This is a genomic window from Micromonospora sp. NPDC002389 (assembly GCF_040296095.1).
Classification (GTDB): Bacteria; Actinomycetota; Actinomycetes; order Mycobacteriales; family Micromonosporaceae; genus Micromonospora.
Genome location: NZ_JBEOWP010000005.1, coordinates 153,388 through 168,175 on the forward strand (window position 1 = coordinate 153,388; position 14,788 = coordinate 168,175).

The 14,788-nt window shown below is 70.0% G+C and carries 13 protein-coding genes; 1 reads left to right on the forward strand and 12 read right to left on the reverse strand.

The window, feature by feature from the left end; genetic code table 11:
• Complete coding sequence (locus ABT008_RS11810) at positions 1-1,080, reverse strand: adenosine deaminase (RefSeq protein WP_350695821.1); 1,080 nt, start codon at positions 1,078-1,080, stop codon at positions 1-3.
• Positions 1,081-1,154: 74 nt separating this feature from the next.
• Here ABT008_RS11810 and ABT008_RS11815 point away from each other — a divergent pair, with 74 nt between their 5' ends.
• Positions 1,155-2,144, forward strand: a complete 990-nt coding sequence (locus ABT008_RS11815) for a putative RNA methyltransferase (RefSeq protein WP_350695823.1) — start codon at positions 1,155-1,157, stop codon at positions 2,142-2,144.
• On the opposite strand, the gene ABT008_RS11820 is transcribed toward ABT008_RS11815, so the two are convergent.
• The 11 genes from ABT008_RS11820 to ABT008_RS11870 form a co-directional block, all read right to left on the reverse strand.
• Positions 2,141-2,821: a DUF4272 domain-containing protein gene (locus ABT008_RS11820; protein WP_350695825.1), complete on the reverse strand. Its 681-nt coding sequence runs from the start codon at positions 2,819-2,821 to the stop codon at positions 2,141-2,143. The two genes, ABT008_RS11815 and ABT008_RS11820, sit on opposite strands and share 4 nt — an antisense overlap.
• A 109-nt stretch (positions 2,822-2,930) precedes the next feature.
• On the reverse strand, positions 2,931-4,211 hold the full coding sequence (locus tag ABT008_RS11825) for a thymidine phosphorylase (protein ID WP_350695826.1): 1,281 nt from the start codon (positions 4,209-4,211) through the stop codon (positions 2,931-2,933).
• A 192-nt stretch (positions 4,212-4,403) separates the two neighbouring features.
• A complete protein-coding gene (locus ABT008_RS11830; protein WP_350695828.1) occupies positions 4,404-5,108 on the reverse strand; it encodes a cytidine deaminase in 705 nt (234 codons plus the stop codon).
• A gap of 16 nt (positions 5,109-5,124) precedes the next feature.
• Complete coding sequence (locus tag ABT008_RS11835; protein WP_350695829.1) at positions 5,125-6,405, reverse strand: ABC transporter permease; 1,281 nt, start codon at positions 6,403-6,405, stop codon at positions 5,125-5,127.
• Between the two features lie 3 nt (positions 6,406-6,408).
• The gene (locus ABT008_RS11840; protein ID WP_350695830.1) at positions 6,409-7,734 is read right to left on the reverse strand and encodes an ABC transporter permease; all 1,326 of its coding nucleotides are present in this window, start codon (positions 7,732-7,734) and stop codon (positions 6,409-6,411) included.
• Complete coding sequence (locus ABT008_RS11845) at positions 7,731-9,470, reverse strand: ABC transporter ATP-binding protein (protein ID WP_350696173.1); 1,740 nt, start codon at positions 9,468-9,470, stop codon at positions 7,731-7,733. Before ABT008_RS11845 ends, ABT008_RS11840 begins: the two co-directional genes overlap by 4 nt.
• A gap of 158 nt (positions 9,471-9,628) precedes the next feature.
• Positions 9,629-10,693 carry a BMP family lipoprotein gene (locus ABT008_RS11850; protein ID WP_350696174.1) on the reverse strand — a complete coding sequence of 355 codons (1,065 nt, stop codon included), beginning with the start codon at positions 10,691-10,693 and terminating at the stop codon, positions 9,629-9,631.
• Between the two features lie 278 nt (positions 10,694-10,971).
• A complete protein-coding gene (locus tag ABT008_RS11855) occupies positions 10,972-11,310 on the reverse strand; it encodes a hypothetical protein (RefSeq protein ID WP_350695832.1) in 339 nt (112 codons plus the stop codon).
• Positions 11,311-11,360: 50 nt separating this feature from the next.
• A complete protein-coding gene (locus tag ABT008_RS11860; RefSeq protein ID WP_350695834.1) occupies positions 11,361-12,221 on the reverse strand; it encodes a sugar ABC transporter permease in 861 nt (286 codons plus the stop codon).
• Positions 12,221-13,240: a carbohydrate ABC transporter permease gene (locus ABT008_RS11865; RefSeq protein WP_350695835.1), complete on the reverse strand. Its 1,020-nt coding sequence runs from the start codon at positions 13,238-13,240 to the stop codon at positions 12,221-12,223. The genes ABT008_RS11860 and ABT008_RS11865 overlap by 1 nt, the downstream gene beginning before the upstream one ends.
• A gap of 100 nt (positions 13,241-13,340) precedes the next feature.
• Entirely contained in the window at positions 13,341-14,645 is a 1,305-nt protein-coding gene (locus ABT008_RS11870) for an extracellular solute-binding protein (protein ID WP_350695836.1), read from the reverse strand.
• Positions 14,646-14,788 lie beyond the last annotated feature (143 nt).

A 14,788-nucleotide genomic window follows, 5' to 3' on the forward strand; every position in this document is an offset into this window, starting at 1 on the left:
TCAGGCCAGCAGCTTGGCGTACGCGGGCTTGATGACCTCGTCGATGATCCGGAGCCGTTCGTCGAACGGGATGAAGGAGCTCTTCATCGCGTTGATGGTGAACCACTGCACCTCGCGCCAGCCGTAGCCGAACGCCTCGCAGAGCAGCGCCATCTCCCGGGACACCGAGGTGCCGCTCATCAGCCGGTTGTCGGTGTTCACGGTGACCCGGAACCGCAGGTCACGCAGCAGCCCGATGGGGTGCTCGGCGATCGACGCGACGGCACCGGTCTGCACGTTGGACGACGGGCAGAGCTCCAACGGGATCCGCTTGTCCCGCACGTACGCGGCCAGCCGACCGAGCACCGGCTCCGCGCCGACGGTGATGTCGTCCACGATGCGTACGCCGTGGCCCAGCCGGTCGGCCCCGCACCACTGGATCGCCTGCCAGATGGAGGGCAGCCCGAACGCCTCACCAGCGTGGATCGTGAAGTGGAAGTTCTCCCGCTGGAGGTACTCGAAGGCGTCCAGGTGCCGGGTGGGCGGGAAACCCGCCTCGGCACCGGCGATGTCGAACCCCACCACCCCGCGGTCGCGATGCCGGACCGCCAGCTCCGCGATCTCCTGCGAACGCGCCGCGTGCCGCATCGCGGTGAGCAGCGTGCCGACCCGGATCGGCGTACCGGCCTCGGCGGCGAGCGCAGTGCCCTCGACGAACCCGGCCAGCACCGCCTCGACCACCTCGTCCAGGCTGAGGTTGCGTTCCAGGTGCTGCTCCGGGGCGAAGCGCACCTCCGCGTAGACCACCCCGTCGGCGGCCAGGTCCAGCGCGCACTCCCGGGCCACCCGCCGCAGCGCCGGGGCGGTCTGCATCACGGCCACGGTGTGCGCGAACGTCTCCAGGTAGCGCTCCAGCGAACCCGAGTCGGCCGCCGCCACGAACCAGCGCCCCAGCTCCGCCGGGTCGGTGGTGGGCAGCTCGTGACCGACCTCGGCGGCCAGCTCGACGATCGTCGCGGGCCGCAGACCGCCGTCCAGGTGGTCGTGCAGCAACGCCTTCGGTGCCTTGACGATGTCCTCGTACCCGATGTTCGCGGCCATGACCAGACCCTAGTCCGCAGCAGACCGCTGGGTACGCTCGGGAGCGTGGATCTGGCCTGCGACCTGCTGTGGTGATGGACCCTCGCGTCGTCGAGCGACTGCGCTGCCCGGTCTGTGGAGAGCCACTGGGCGAGGTGTCCGCCGGTGCCCCCCGCGCGCTGCGGTGCCCGCGCCGGCACAGCTTCGACATCGCCCGGCAGGGCTACGTCAACCTGCTCGCCGGCCGCGCCCCGCACGGCGGGGACAGCGCGGAGATGATCGCCGCACGGGCGGACTTCCTCGCCGCCGGCCACTACGACCTGATCTCCGCCGCCCTCGCCGACGCCGGCACCCGCGTCACCGAGGAGGTCGCCGCCCCGCACCCAGGTGCCCCGCGCTGCCTTTGCTCTGCTTCACCGGACGCACCGGAAGCCGGGCGGGTCTGTTGCGTCGAGGTAAGCAGAGCAAAGGGGCCGCACCAGGGTCTCCCGACCGACGCCGCCGGGGCGTACCCGCTGGTGGTGGATGCGGGCGCGGGCACCGGTCGGCACCTCGCCGCGGTGCTGGCGGCGGTGCCGGCGGCCGTCGGTCTCGCCCTGGACGTCTCCAAGCCGGCGCTGCGCCGGGCCACCCGGGCGCATCCCCGGATCACCGCGGCGGTCGCCGACACCTGGCAGCGCCTGCCGCTGGCGGACGCCTCGACGGCACTGCTGCTCAACGTCTTCGCACCCCGCAACGGCGCGGAGTTCCACCGGGTCCTCGCACCGACCGGGCGGCTGCTGGTGGTGACGCCGGTGGTCGACCACCTCGCCGAGCTGGTCGACGCGCTCGACCTGCTCCGGGTCGACCCGGCCAAGGCGGACCGGATCGCCGCCGGCCTCGGCGGGCACTTCGTCGAGGTGTCGCAGACCGAGCACCGGCAGGAGCTGAGCCTGGCCGGTCCGGAGGTCGCCACGCTCGTCGGGATGGGCCCGAGCGCCTGGCACACCGATCCGGTCGGGCTGGCCGACCGGATCGCCGCCCTCGGCGAGCCGGTCCGGGTGACCGTCGCGGTCCGGCTCGGCGTGTACCGCCCACGGCCCTAGGTGGAGAGGTCGACCTCTTCCCAGCCGGGCGGCTCGTCGTGGTACGGCCCGCGCAGCATCACCGCCCACTCCAGAGCCCAGCGGCGCTGGCCGATGGCGTTGGCGTCCACCAGCCCCGGCAACAACCGCCCGGCCCGGCTCACCTCCAGATACGCCCAGTCGAGGCAGTAGTGCAGGTCGAGCAGGGCGGCGGCGTCGGCCGGATGCTGCGGCGCGGTCAGGATGCGGGCCTGCCAGCGCCGGAGGGTCTCCCCCTCGACGATGTTCGGCAGGCGTTCCACCAGCCGCTCGTCCACCGGCAGCGTGGGGTCGAGCTGTTTGGTCAGGCCGAGTACCCAGGTCAGGGCGAACAGCGCGTCGTGATGCAGCACGAACGAGCGGTGGTCGCCCTTGGCGCCGGTGACGAACTGGAACTCCGGTGGGGTGACCATCTCCAGCAGGTGCGACGCCAGCAACCAGCTCATCGCCGCCTGCGGGGGCATGCCGAAGCAGCGCGCCTGGATCAGGTGCAGCACGGCGATCCGCGCCTCGACCTCCGGGGTCGGCCGCAACTCGATCTCGTCGCCGGGTTCCCACACCAGCGGGAACTGCGGCGGCGGCAGTGGCAGCCGCAGCCGGGACAGCTCCTCCAGGCTCGCTTCACGCACCTCGCGAGGGTCGGGAGCAGGCACGATCACGGCAACATCCCTGTCTGGTCGTGATGTCTCGGGCGCCGAGTAGTCCCCCCTGGCCTGCGAGGATAGCGGCCAGACCGGCCCGGCACCATGGGGCGCGACCAGTATGGACTCACTCCACCCGTTCGAGCACCAACGGAACAGTGGCCGGCGGTGTGGCCGCGAGAGTCACCGCGCGGGCCGCCTCCGCCAGCGCCGCCGGAATCCTCTCCGGACTCTCGGACCGCAGCTCGTAGAGGGGGTCACCGGCCCGGACCGGGTCACCGGGCCGCTTGTGCAACAGCACACCGGCGGGCACGCTGACCGGGTCCTCCTTGCGGGCCCGGCCGGCGCCGAGCCGCCACGCGGCCACCCCCATGGCGTACGCGTCGACGGTCGCGACGTAGCCGTCCGTCTCGGCGCGTACCACCTCGACCTCGGGCGCGGTGGGCATGGATGCGTCGGGGTCACCGCCCTGCGCGCGGATCATCGACCGCCACACGTCCATCGCCCGCCCGCCGCGCAGTGCGGCGGCGGGATCGGCGTCGGGCAGCCCGGCGGCGTCGAGCATCTCCCGGGCCAGCGCCAGCGTCAGTTCCACCACGTCGGCCGGGCCGCCACCGGCCAGCACCTCGACCGACTCGGTGACCTCGACCCCGTTGCCGATGGCCAGGCCGAGCGGCGTCGACATGTCGGTGAGCAGGGCGACCGTGCGGACACCGTGCGCGCCGCCCAGCTCCACCATGGTCCGGGCCAACTCGCGGGCGTCGTCGACGGACTTCATGAACGCGCCGGAGCCGACCTTCACGTCGAGGACCAGCGCGCCGGTGCCCTCGGCGATCTTCTTGCTCATGATCGAGCTGGCGATCAGCGGGATCGCCTCCACCGTGCCGGTGACGTCGCGCAACGCGTACAGCTTGCGGTCGGCCGGGGCCAGCCCCGACCCGGCGGCGCAGACCACCGCCCCGAGATCGCGCAGTTGGGCGGTGAACTCCTCGTTGCTCAGCGCGGCCCGCCAGCCCGGGATCGACTCCAGCTTGTCCAGCGTGCCGCCGGTGTGCCCGAGGCCGCGCCCGGAGAGCTGCGGCACCGCCGCGCCGCAGGCGGCCACCAACGGGGTGAGCGGCAGGGTGATCTTGTCACCGACGCCGCCGGTCGAGTGCTTGTCCACGGTCGGCCGGGACACCGACGACAGGTCCAGCCGCTCACCGCTGGCGATCATCGCGGCCGTCCACCGGGCGATCTCCGGCCCCGTCATCCCGTTCAGCAGGATCGCCATGGCCAGCGCCGACATCTGCTCGTCGGCCACCGCCCCCCGGGTGTACGCGTCCACCACCCAGTCGATCTGCGCGTCGGAGAGCACACCCCCGTCCCGCTTCACCCGAATAACGTCAACCGCAGTAAACACACTCACCTCTGAACCCCATCCCTCCACAAGTCACCGCCGCCCACCCACACCGGCCCACTCACCGGCAATCCCGCACACCCCGTCGTCCCGCAGCAGACGCACAAGCCGCACACCCGTCGGGCCGGGGGCCGACCGTGCCCGGCGCAGGGATCAAGCCTGACCGCCCGGAGCCGGGCACGGTCGGCCCCCGGCCCAAGCTCAACCACCCCAGCGAACCGGAATCTCCATCGGCGGCTCACCCTCACCGGCCCAGAAGATCGTGCCGGACGCGTCCACCACCACGACCCGGGGCGTACGCGCCAACCCCCAGGTGATCGCCTCCGCCGAGTCGTCCCAGGTCGGCGCCTCCTCCAGCACCCCGGTCTCGGCGCCCGCGTCGTCGCCGGCCGACCGTTCCCAGTAGGCCGTCCAGATCTGCTGGCCGGCGGAGAGGTCGGGGTGCACGAAGACGGTGCCGCGTCCCCGCCAGGCGGCCAGCCGGCCGGGGACCACCGGCACCGGCCGTTCCCGGGTGACCGCGTCGAGGTCGGCCACGTCGAAGGCGTGCGGCAGCAGTTCCGCCATCCGCAGCGGGCCGTCCTTGGCCTCGATCAGGCACTCCGGCCCGCCCTGTTCCCAGAGCAGTTGCCGGCAGCGCCCGCACGGCATCAGCGGCTCGCCGGTGGCGTCGACGCAGGACAGCGCGACGATCCGGCCGCCGCCGGTGGCGTGCAGCGAGGAGACCACGCCGCACTCGGCGCAGAGCACCACACCGTACGCGGCGTTCTCGACGTTGCAGCCGACCACGACCCGGCCGTCGTCGACCAGTGCCGCCGCGCCCACCGGGAACTTCGAGTACGGCACGTACGCGTGCCGCATGACCTCGGTGGCGGCGGCGCGCAACCGCGCCCAGTCGATCTCCATGCTGCGCTCCCCTGGATCAGCCCTTGATGTACGGCTTGCCGTCGGCGGCGGGTGCCCGGACCCGGCCGACCAGCCCGGCCACCGCCAGGATCGTCGCCAGGTACGGCAGCATGGCCAGGAACTGGCCGGGGATGATGCTGTTGATCGCGCCCAGGTAGGTGGCCAACTGGTCGGCGAACCCGAAGAAGAGCGCCGCGAGCAGCGCCCCCGTCGGGCTCCAGCGGCCGAAGATCAGTGCGGCCAGGGCGATGAAGCCCTTACCGCCGATCATGTTCTTGGTGAACGAGTAGAGCGCCAACGTGTACGACGCCCCACCGATGCCGGCGACCACACCGGCCAGCAGCACGTTGCGGTAGCGCACCCGCAGCACCTTCACGCCCAGCGTGTCCGCCGCCGTCGGGTGCTCGCCGACCGACCGGGTCCGCAGACCCCACCGGGTCCGGAACAGCGCGATGTGGATCACGAGCACCAGCAGCAGGGCGAGGTAGAGGAAGATGCTGGACCGGAACAGCGCCGGCCCGAGGACCGGGATGTCGGACAGCAGCGGGATCTCCCAGTTGCTGAACCGCGGAGCGCTGTTGTAGCGCGCCGCGTCGGTCTGCATCAACCGCTCGTAGAGGAAACCGGTGATGCCGACCGCGAGCAGGTTCAGCACGATGCCCATGACCACCTGGTCGACCAGGTAGCGGATGCAGAACACGGCCAGCAGCAGCGAGATGAACGCGCCGCCGATCGCGGCGGCGACCAGACCCACCCAGACGCTGCCACTGATGCTGCCGAACAGCGCGCCGCTGAACGCGCCCATCAGCAACTGGCCCTCGATGGCGACGTTGACCACGCCGGAGCGCTCGCAGAGCACACCGGCCAGCGCACCGAAGATCAGCGGCAGAGCGAGCAGGAACGTGCCGCGCACGATGTTGACCAGCGGCATGAAGTTCTGCCCGGTCGGTGCGGCGGAGACCTGCCAGCAGAGGAAGGAGAGCACGAAGCCGACCAGACCGACGGCGAGCACCGGGACGAACCACCGTTTCGGCAGACCGGCCAGCATCGCCGCCCCGGCGGCCAACGTGATCAGTCCGAAGAGGATCGCGCCGACCGTCCCGTGGATCTCCAGCGCGGCCCCGGCGGAGTCCTCGCTCAGCGTGAAGCGGGCCTGCTCACCGGTGGCGAGCGCGCCGAACAGCACGGTGGCCAGCAGGCCGAGGGCCGACAGCACCAGGCCCACCTTGCGGGTACGGGTCCAGAAACCCTCGTCGACCTGCGCGACCGCGACGTCGGGGACTGCCATGGTGGACATGCCTCACCAGCCCTTCGCGAGGCTCGTCTGCAACCGGGCGGCCCGCGCCGCCCGGAGCTGGAAGATCGCCTTCACCAGGGCCGGCGCGGCGATGAAGATGACGATCAGCGCCTGGAGCACGGTGACCAGCTCCAGCGAGATCCCCGAGTACGACTGCATCCGGTTGCCGCCGGCCTGCAACGCGCCGAACAGCAGCGCGGCCAGCGCCACCCCCCACGGTTTCACCCGGCCGAGCAGGGCGACCAGGATGCCGTCGAAGCCGATCTGCGCGACCACCAGCGGGGTCAGTGCGGCGGCGGTGGTGCCGAGCACCATCTGCGAGCCGCCCAGTCCGGCCAGCGCCCCGGCGAAGACCATGATCAGCACGTACGTCCGGGTGACGCTGATGCCGGCGGTGCGGGCGGCGTCGGGGTTGGCGCCCACCGCGCGCAGCTCGAAGCCGAGCGTGGAGCGGTTGAGCAGCCAGGCGACCGCCAGGGTGGCCAGCACGGCGAGGATGATCCCGGCGTGCGCCCGCAGCCCGTCCCCGAACAGGCGCGGCAGTTGGGCGGAGGCGTCCACCGGCCGACTGATCGCGTCGGTGCGATTCGGGTCCTGCACGCCGTTCTGCACGATCAGCCAGGTCAGGAAGTAGACCGCGATGTAGTTGAGCATGATCGTGTTGATCACCTCGTGGGCGCCGGTCCGCGCCTTGAGGATGCCGGGGATGAAACCCCAGATCGCGCCGCCGACCGCACCGGCCAGGACCGCGACCAGCAGGTGCAGCCCGGGCGGCAGCGGCAGCAGGAATCCGGCCAGCGCGGCCAGGATCACGCCCATGGTGGCCTGGCCCTGGGCACCGATGTTGAACAGACCGCCCCGGAAGGCCAGCGCCACCGACAGGCCGGTGAAGACCAGCGGCGCGGTGTAGGTGAGCGTCTCCGAGATCGGGCTCAGCGCCGCGTTGACCGTGGTCGCGGCCGGGTCGAAGACGCTGCCCTTGAACAGGTTCGCGTACGCCTCGCTGACCAGCGTCCAGCTCGCACTGAGCGCGTCGGCGGGACGGGCGGTGAAGTAGGCGTAGGTGGCCAGCACGTCCGGATCAGAAATGATCATGAGGATGGCGCCGACCAGCATCGCCAGCACCAGCGACAGCAACGTCACGGTGAACGTGTTGGCCGCCCACAGGTTCTCCAGGAACAGCCGGCCCAGGGTGGGTCGTTCCTGCGGGGGCTGCCCGGTGGTGGCCGTCTCGGCGCGCTCGGTGTTGCCGATCGCGGTCCGGTTGGCCTGCTCCTCGCTCGCCGGTTCCTTGTCCGGCGAGCCAGGCTGTGGGATTGGCTCGCTCATGCCTTGCCGTCCTCGTTGCCGGGACCCTCGGGGGCCGGGGCCACGCCGTCGGTGGTGGCCGTGACGTCGCGGTCGGTGGTCGCGGTCGTGCCGTCGGCGCTCACCGCGTCCGCGTCGGTCACCGCCGGTTCGTCCCGGTCGCTGGTCGCCGCGGCGGTGCTGTCGGCGGCGGTGCTGTCCGGGGAGCCGCCGGTCGCGTCGGGGCTGATGCCCGCCATCAGCAGGCCGATCTCCTCGCGCGGGGTGTCCGGGCCGACGATGCCGATGACCCGTCCGCGATACATCACCGCGATCCGGTCGGCCAGCCCGATCACCTCGTCGAGTTCGCTGGAGACCACCAGCACGGCGGTGCCGATGTCGCGCTCGCGGATGACCTGGCTGTGGATGAACTCGATCGAACCCACGTCCACGCCCCGGGTGGGCTGGGCGGCGATGAAGAGCTTGAGCGGCCGGGACAGTTCCCGTGCCACGATCACCTTCTGCTGGTTGCCGCCGGAGAGCGTGCCCACCGGTGCCTGGGCCGACGAGGTCCGGACGTCGAACTGGTCGATCCGCTCCTGCGCCGACTTCGCGATCGCGTCCGGCTTGAGCGACAACCCGCTGCCGAAGGGCGGCCGGTCGTAGATGTCCAGCACCAGGTTCTCCGCGACGCTGAACTCCTTGACCAGGCCGTCGACGCTACGGTCCTCGGGGACGTAGCCGACCCCGGCGCGCAGCACCTTCTTGGTGCTCCAGCCGTCGACCCGCTGGCCGTCGAGGCTGATCGTGCCGGCGAGCACCGGACGCAGGCCCATGACCGCCTCGATGAGTTCGGTCTGCCCGTTGCCCTGCACACCCGCGACGCCGAGCACCTCGCCCGCGCGTACGGTCAGGTCGACGCCGTCCACCGCGCGGACCTGCCGGTCGTCGTCGACGACCAGGCCGGAGATCTCCAGCACCGGTTCGCCCGGCGTGGCCGGTGCCTTCTCCACGGTGAGCCGGACGCTGCGGCCGACCATCAGCGCGGCCAGCTCGTCCCGGCTGGCCTCGGGCGACGCGGTGCCCACCGTCTTACCGCGCCGGATCACCGTGATCCGGTCGGCGATCGCCTTGACCTCGCCGAGCTTGTGGGTGATGAAGACGATGGACTTGCCGGCGGCCTTGAGCGACCGCATCACGGTGAGCAGTTCCTCGGTCTCCTGCGGAGTGAGCACCGCAGTGGGCTCGTCCAGGATGAGCAGGTCGACATCGCGGGTCAGCGCCTTGACGATCTCGACCCGCTGCTGGACTCCGACCGGCAGGTCCTCGATCACCGCGTCCGGGTCGACCCGCAGGTTGTAGCGCTCCGAGACCTCGGCGACCTCGCGGCGGGCGCGGCGCCGGTCCAGGAACCCGGCGATGCCGCCGCGCACCTGTTCGGCACCGAGCATGATGTTCTCGGTGACCGTGAAGACCGGTACGAGCATGAAGTGCTGGTGCACCATGCCGATGCCGGCCGCGATCGCGTCGGAGGGGCCGCGCAGCTTGAGCGGCTTGCCGTCGACCAGGATCTCGCCCTCGTCGGGCTGGTAGAGCCCGTACAGGACGTTCATCAGGGTCGACTTGCCCGCGCCGTTCTCGCCGAGCAGGGCGTGGATCTCTCCAGGCTCCACCGTCAGGTCGATGTGGTCGTTGGCGACCAGATCACCGAACCGCTTGGTGATGCCGCGCAGTTCGAGTCTCAGCGCAACCTCCTGGAGTGCGAAGCGATGGTGCAGCGTAGCTGCTCGCGAACGGTTTGCGGCCGGGACCCGACCGGGGGCACGGACCGGCCGCCCCGAGCGCGGGTCTCCCCGCGCCGGAGCGGCCGGATCATGATTCGGCTCCGCGTACCGGTCGCCCCGGTGATCGTCTCACCGGGGCGACCGGTGACGGGTCACTTCGGCTGGGCGGCCGACTCGACCTTGACGGTGCCCGCGGCGATGTCCGCCTTCAGCTTGTCGACCTCGGCCTTGAGCTCGGCCGGGACCTTGCTGTCGAACTCGTGGTACGGGGCGATCGAGACGCCGTCGTTGGCCAGCGTGCCGACGAAGCCCTCCTCGGCGTTGAGCTTCTCGCCACCGGCGGCCTTGAGCACGGCCTCCTTGACGGCACCCGGGATGTTCTTCACCACGGTGGTGATGATCGCCGAGCAGTCCGGCGTGCTCTCGCAGCCGTCGACGTCCACCCAGATGGTGTTGTACTTGCCGCCGGAGGCCTTGGCCGCACCGGTGGTGCCCAGGCCGGCGCCGCCGGCGACCGGCATGATGATGTCCGCGCCCTGGGCGACCAGCGCGTCGCTGACCTTCTTGCCTTCGTCCTGCTTGATGAAGTCGTTGGTGAACGACCCGTTCTGGGTCTGCTTGTTCCAGCCCAGGGCCTGCACGTTGGCGCTCTTGGCCTGGTTGTAGTGCGCGACGCCGTCGACGAAGCCGTCCATGAAGATGGTCACCGGCGGGATCTTCATGCCGCCGTAGGTGGCCACCTTGCCGCTCTCGCTCATGCCGGCGGCGACGTAGCCGGCGAGGAAGCCGGCCTGGGCGGTGTCGAACTCCATCGGGTAGACGTTGCCCACCCCGGGGTTGGCGTCGACGATCGCGAACTGCTGGTCCGTGTTCGCCTCGGCGATCTTCTTGGTGGCGTCGGTCATCAGGCCACCGACGGCCAGGATGAAGTTGCAGTCCTGGTTCACGTACTGGGTGAGGTTCGGCTCGTAGTCCGCCTCGGCCTTGGACGCGGTGTTCTTGATCTCGATGTTGCTGTTCTCGGCCTTGGCGTCCTGCAGGCCCTTCCAGGCCGAGGCGTTGAACGACTTGTCGTCGATGCCGCCGACGTCGGTGACCATACAGGCGGTGAACTTCTCGCCGCCCGTACCGGCGTTGTTGTCCTCATCCGGGGCCTCGCCACAGGCGGCGGCGCTCAGTACGAGCCCACCCGCCGCGATGACCGAGGCGATCCGCATCCCACGCACCGAGCGCAAGACGTCTCCTTCCCACTGCACACCGCGTGGTTGCGGTGGCTGCCCTTGAACCGGCTTGCGCTGTGCCGCCGGCATCCCACGTTACGGACGCAGAGCGTACGCCCGCGCCCACCTGCCGAACGACAATCGTGCAGGACTGTTGGAGGCCTGTTACCCGTACGTAATGCTCCGGTGGGGCAGATCACTCAGGGCGGCGGCAAGTGGGCGTAGGTGCGTCCGTTAAGTCCTTTTCAAGCAATGATCGGCGGGCTCGCCGCCCATCACCAGAAGACCGCGACAGCGGCGTTGACCAGGGTCAATCCCACGATGGCGAGGAAGTGTCCCCGGTTGACCTCGTCCCGCTTGCGGGAGAAGAAGACCATTACGAAGATCATCAGCGCGAGCACCAGCTTCACGCCGAGCTTCGCCGGTGCCGGCTCGTCGCCGTCACGCAGCGGAGCCGACAGACCGATGCCGGTGGCAAGTTGGATCACCGCGCCCCAGAGCATCGCGGCGTTGATCCGGATCTTGCCGGTGAGGTATTGGGCGATCGCGCCGCCGAGCAGCAGCGCGAAGCCGATCAGGTGGCCGTAGAGGAGGATGAGTCGAAGTGCTTCCACCCGGCCCATCCTGCCCTATCAACGACGGTTTGTAGTAGAGGGCCTTCCGGTCAGCCCTTCGTGCCCCCTGCGGTCAGGCCGGAGACGAGGTGCTTCTGGGCGAAGAAGAAGACCAGCCCGGCCGGGATGGTGACCAGGACGGCGGCGGCCGTCAGGTACTCCCACTGCGGGTTGAACTGCGGCACGAACTGCTGGAGCCCGTAGGCCAGGGTGAACTTGTTGTCGGTCTGGATGAAGGCCGACGCGTACGCCACCTCGCCCCATGCGGTGAGGAAGGTGTAGAACGCGGTGACCGCCACCGCCGGGCGGGCCAACGGCAACACCACCCGCCAGAAGGTGGCGAACGGGCCGCACCCGTCCAGCGCCGCCGCCTCGTCCAGCGAGGTCGGGATGGAGTCGAAGTAGCCCTTCAACATCCAGGCGCAGAACGGCACCGCGATGGTCAGGTACGCGATGATCAACGCGGGCATCGTGTTGATCAGCCCGAGCCGCGCCATGATCGTGTAGATCGGCACGATCAGGATCGCCACCGGGAACATCTGGGTGACCAGGAAGACCATCATCAGCGGCCGGCGGCCCGGGAAGTTGAACCGGGACACCGCGTAGCCGGTGGTGGCCGACAGGAAGATGCCGATCCCCATGGTGAACGCCGCGACGACCACCGAGTTGAGGAACCACCGGGGGAAGTTGGTGCTGGTCAGCACGTAGCTGTAGTTGGCCAGCGTGGTGTCCCGGAACAGGGTCAGCTCGCTGCTCTGGATCGCGTACCCGGGCTTGAGCGACGACAGCAGCACCCAGGCGATCGGGCCGACCGCGATCAGCGAGGCCAGGATCAACGTGCCGTGCAGCAGGACCGACTTCACCGGGGAACGGCGGCTGCGCGCCTGCGCGGGTCTGCGTGCCTGCGCCATCACCACACCTCGCCTTGCTTGCGCAGGGCCCGCCGGTAGAACACCGAGAACACCAGCAGGATCGACAGGATCAGTACGCCGTACGTGGAGGCGAGCGAGTAGTTGCGGATGCCCTCGAACGCCGCCCGGTAGGCACCGGTCACCAGGATCTCGCTCTGTCCCGCCGGCTGCCCCTCGGTCACCAGGAAGATGATCGGGAACATGTTGAACGTCCAGATGGTGCCGAGCAGCACCACGGTCATGCTGACCGGACGCAGGCCGGGCAGGGTGATGTTGACGAACCGCTGCCACGGCGAGGCACCGTCGATCTCGGCTGCCTCGTACAGCTCGGACGGGATCGTCTGCATCCCGCCGAGCAGCGCCACCATCATGAACGGCACGCCGAGCCAGATGTTGGTCACGATGGCGGTCAGCAGCGCCGTCCAGCGGTCGGCGAACCAGGAGACCGGGTCGATCCCGACCGCCGAGAGCAGGGCGTTGGCCAGGCCGAAGCGCTCGTTGAAGATGAACTTCCAGGCGAAGGCGCTGACGAAGGCCGGCACCGCCCAGGGCAGCACCAGCAGCACCCGGTACATGCTGCGGCCCCACATCGGCCGGTTGAGCATGGTGGCCAGGCCGAGACCGAGACCGAAGTGGCAGGCCACGCAGACGAACGTCCAGATCAGCGTGGTGCCGGTCCACTGCCAGAATTCGCCGACCTGGCCGGTGAGGACGCGGACGTAGTTGTCGAGGCCGACGAACTCCCACTTGTTGGGGTTGTCCCGGCAGACCTCGCTGCCGGTGATCGACTTGGTGCAGATCTCGGCGACCTGGTTGGCCTCGGTGAGATCGGTGAAGGAGAGCCAGATCCCGCGGAACAGCGGATAGAAGATCAGCACCGCCAGGACGATCACGACGGGCAGCACCATCGCCCAGGCGTACCAGTGCTTGTCCCAACTGCGGCGCAGCCGGGACGTTCGAGCGGACCGGCCGGGCGGCGTCGTGGACGACGGCGCCGGGTCGGCTGTCACGGTGGTCATCAGCGCTCCCGAGGAGAAGTCCGGCAGGGGCGCGCGACCGCGACGGCCGCGCGACCCTGCCGGGTGCCGAAAGGTCACCGGCCGGAGCCGGCGCGGGCGGTCAGAGCCCGTAGCCGGGCACGACCTCGGCCTTGTACTTCCGGGCCACGGTGTCCAGCGCGGCCTTCGGGTCCTTGTTCTGGATCAGGACCTCGGTGGCCATCTGGTCGAGCGGGCCGAAGAACTGACCGGCCTCGGGGATCCACGGGCGGCCCACACCGGCCTCCACGACCGGCTGGAACGCGGCCACGACCGGGTTGTTCTTGACCGGGTCGAGGGCGTACGCGGAGGTGCGGGTCGGCAGCAGGCCGAGCTTCTCGGACAGGAACGCCTGCGAATCGGCGGAGCTCATGAACTTGACGAACGCGACGGCGGCGTCCACCTTCTCCTGCGGCATGCCGGACCAGATCACGTAGTTGTGGCCGCCGACCGGGCCACCGGCCCGCGCCGACCCGCCCGGCACCGGGGCGATGCCCAGGTTCTCCAGGCCGCCGAAGCCGGGGGCCGACGTGACGTTGTTGACCTCCCACGGGCCGTTGATGATCATGGCGACCTTCTTCTCCTTGAAGAGGGTCATCATGGTGCCGTAGGCGTCGTTGGCGGACGGCTTGGCCGCCGCGCCGCTGGTGATCAGGTCCTTGGCGATCGCCAGCCCGGCCGCGTTCTGCTCCGAGTTGATGACGATCTTCTGGGTCGTGGTGTCGACCAGGTCGCCGCCCTCGCCGTACATGAAGGGCAGCATGAAGTAGCCGGCCGGGTTGACGTACACGCCCTCGGCGTCGGTCTTCTCCTTGACCGCCTGCGCGGCGGTCTTCAGCTCCGCCCAGGTCTTCGGCGGCGCGCCGACGCCAGCCTGGCTGAGCAGCTCCTTGTTGTACATCAGCGCCAGGCTGTCGGTGACCTGCGGGACGCCGTACGTCTTGCCGTCGAACTTGTTGGACGCCAGCGGCGTCTCCAGGAAGTCGGCGGAGTCGGCGAGCAGCTCGGAGCCGTCCAGCGCGTAGAGGTAGCCCAGCGAGGCGAACTCCGGCACCCAGGCCACCTCGGCGCGGAGGATGTCCGGCGCGCCGCTCTTGGCCTGCGCGGCGGTCTTGAACTTGTTCTGCGCCTCACCGAACGGGACCGACTGATAGTTGATCTTCACGTTCGGGTGCGTCTGGTTGAACTTGGCGATCAGTTCCTGGAACGCGGGGCCCTCGTTCTGCGGGTCCGAGGTGTCCCACCAGGTCAGCTCTGCGGTGAGGGAAGCGGGGTCGACGGTGGACTGCCCATCGGCCGGGTTGTCCTCGCCGCCGCCGCAGGCAGCGACGGAGAGGGCGAGGGTGGCGGAGGCGAGTACGGCGATCCCCCTGGCTGTGCGACGCATGTTCGCTCCTAGATTCCTGCCGGGTGTCGGCGGGACATTAGCAAGAACTTTCGTAACTCGAAACCCCTTGCGAACATCACCGCAACAACCGAGCCGGATCCGCAACCTGACCACTCCACAACTGCGGCTTTACCGGCATTTCG

Bases quoted from the DNA above. Each gene is read 5' to 3' on its own strand.
- ABT008_RS11840 (WP_350695830.1), bottom strand. From the start codon at position 7,734: ATGAGCGAGCCAATCCCACAGCCTGGCTCGCCGGACAAGGAACCGGCG.
- ABT008_RS11835 (WP_350695829.1), bottom strand. From the start codon at position 6,405: ATGTCCACCATGGCAGTCCCCGACGTCGCGGTCGCGCAGGTCGACGAG.
- ABT008_RS11865 (WP_350695835.1), bottom strand. From the start codon at position 13,240: ATGACCACCGTGACAGCCGACCCGGCGCCGTCGTCCACGACGCCGCCC.
- ABT008_RS11870 (WP_350695836.1), bottom strand. From the start codon at position 14,645: ATGCGTCGCACAGCCAGGGGGATCGCCGTACTCGCCTCCGCCACCCTC.
- ABT008_RS11860 (WP_350695834.1), bottom strand. From the start codon at position 12,221: ATGGCGCAGGCACGCAGACCCGCGCAGGCGCGCAGCCGCCGTTCCCCG.
- ABT008_RS11810 (WP_350695821.1), bottom strand. From the start codon at position 1,080: ATGGCCGCGAACATCGGGTACGAGGACATCGTCAAGGCACCGAAGGCG.
- ABT008_RS11850 (WP_350696174.1), bottom strand. From the start codon at position 10,693: ATGCGGATCGCCTCGGTCATCGCGGCGGGTGGGCTCGTACTGAGCGCC.
- ABT008_RS11830 (WP_350695828.1), bottom strand. From the start codon at position 5,108: ATGGAGATCGACTGGGCGCGGTTGCGCGCCGCCGCCACCGAGGTCATG.
- ABT008_RS11815 (WP_350695823.1), top strand. From the start codon at position 1,155: ATGGACCCTCGCGTCGTCGAGCGACTGCGCTGCCCGGTCTGTGGAGAG.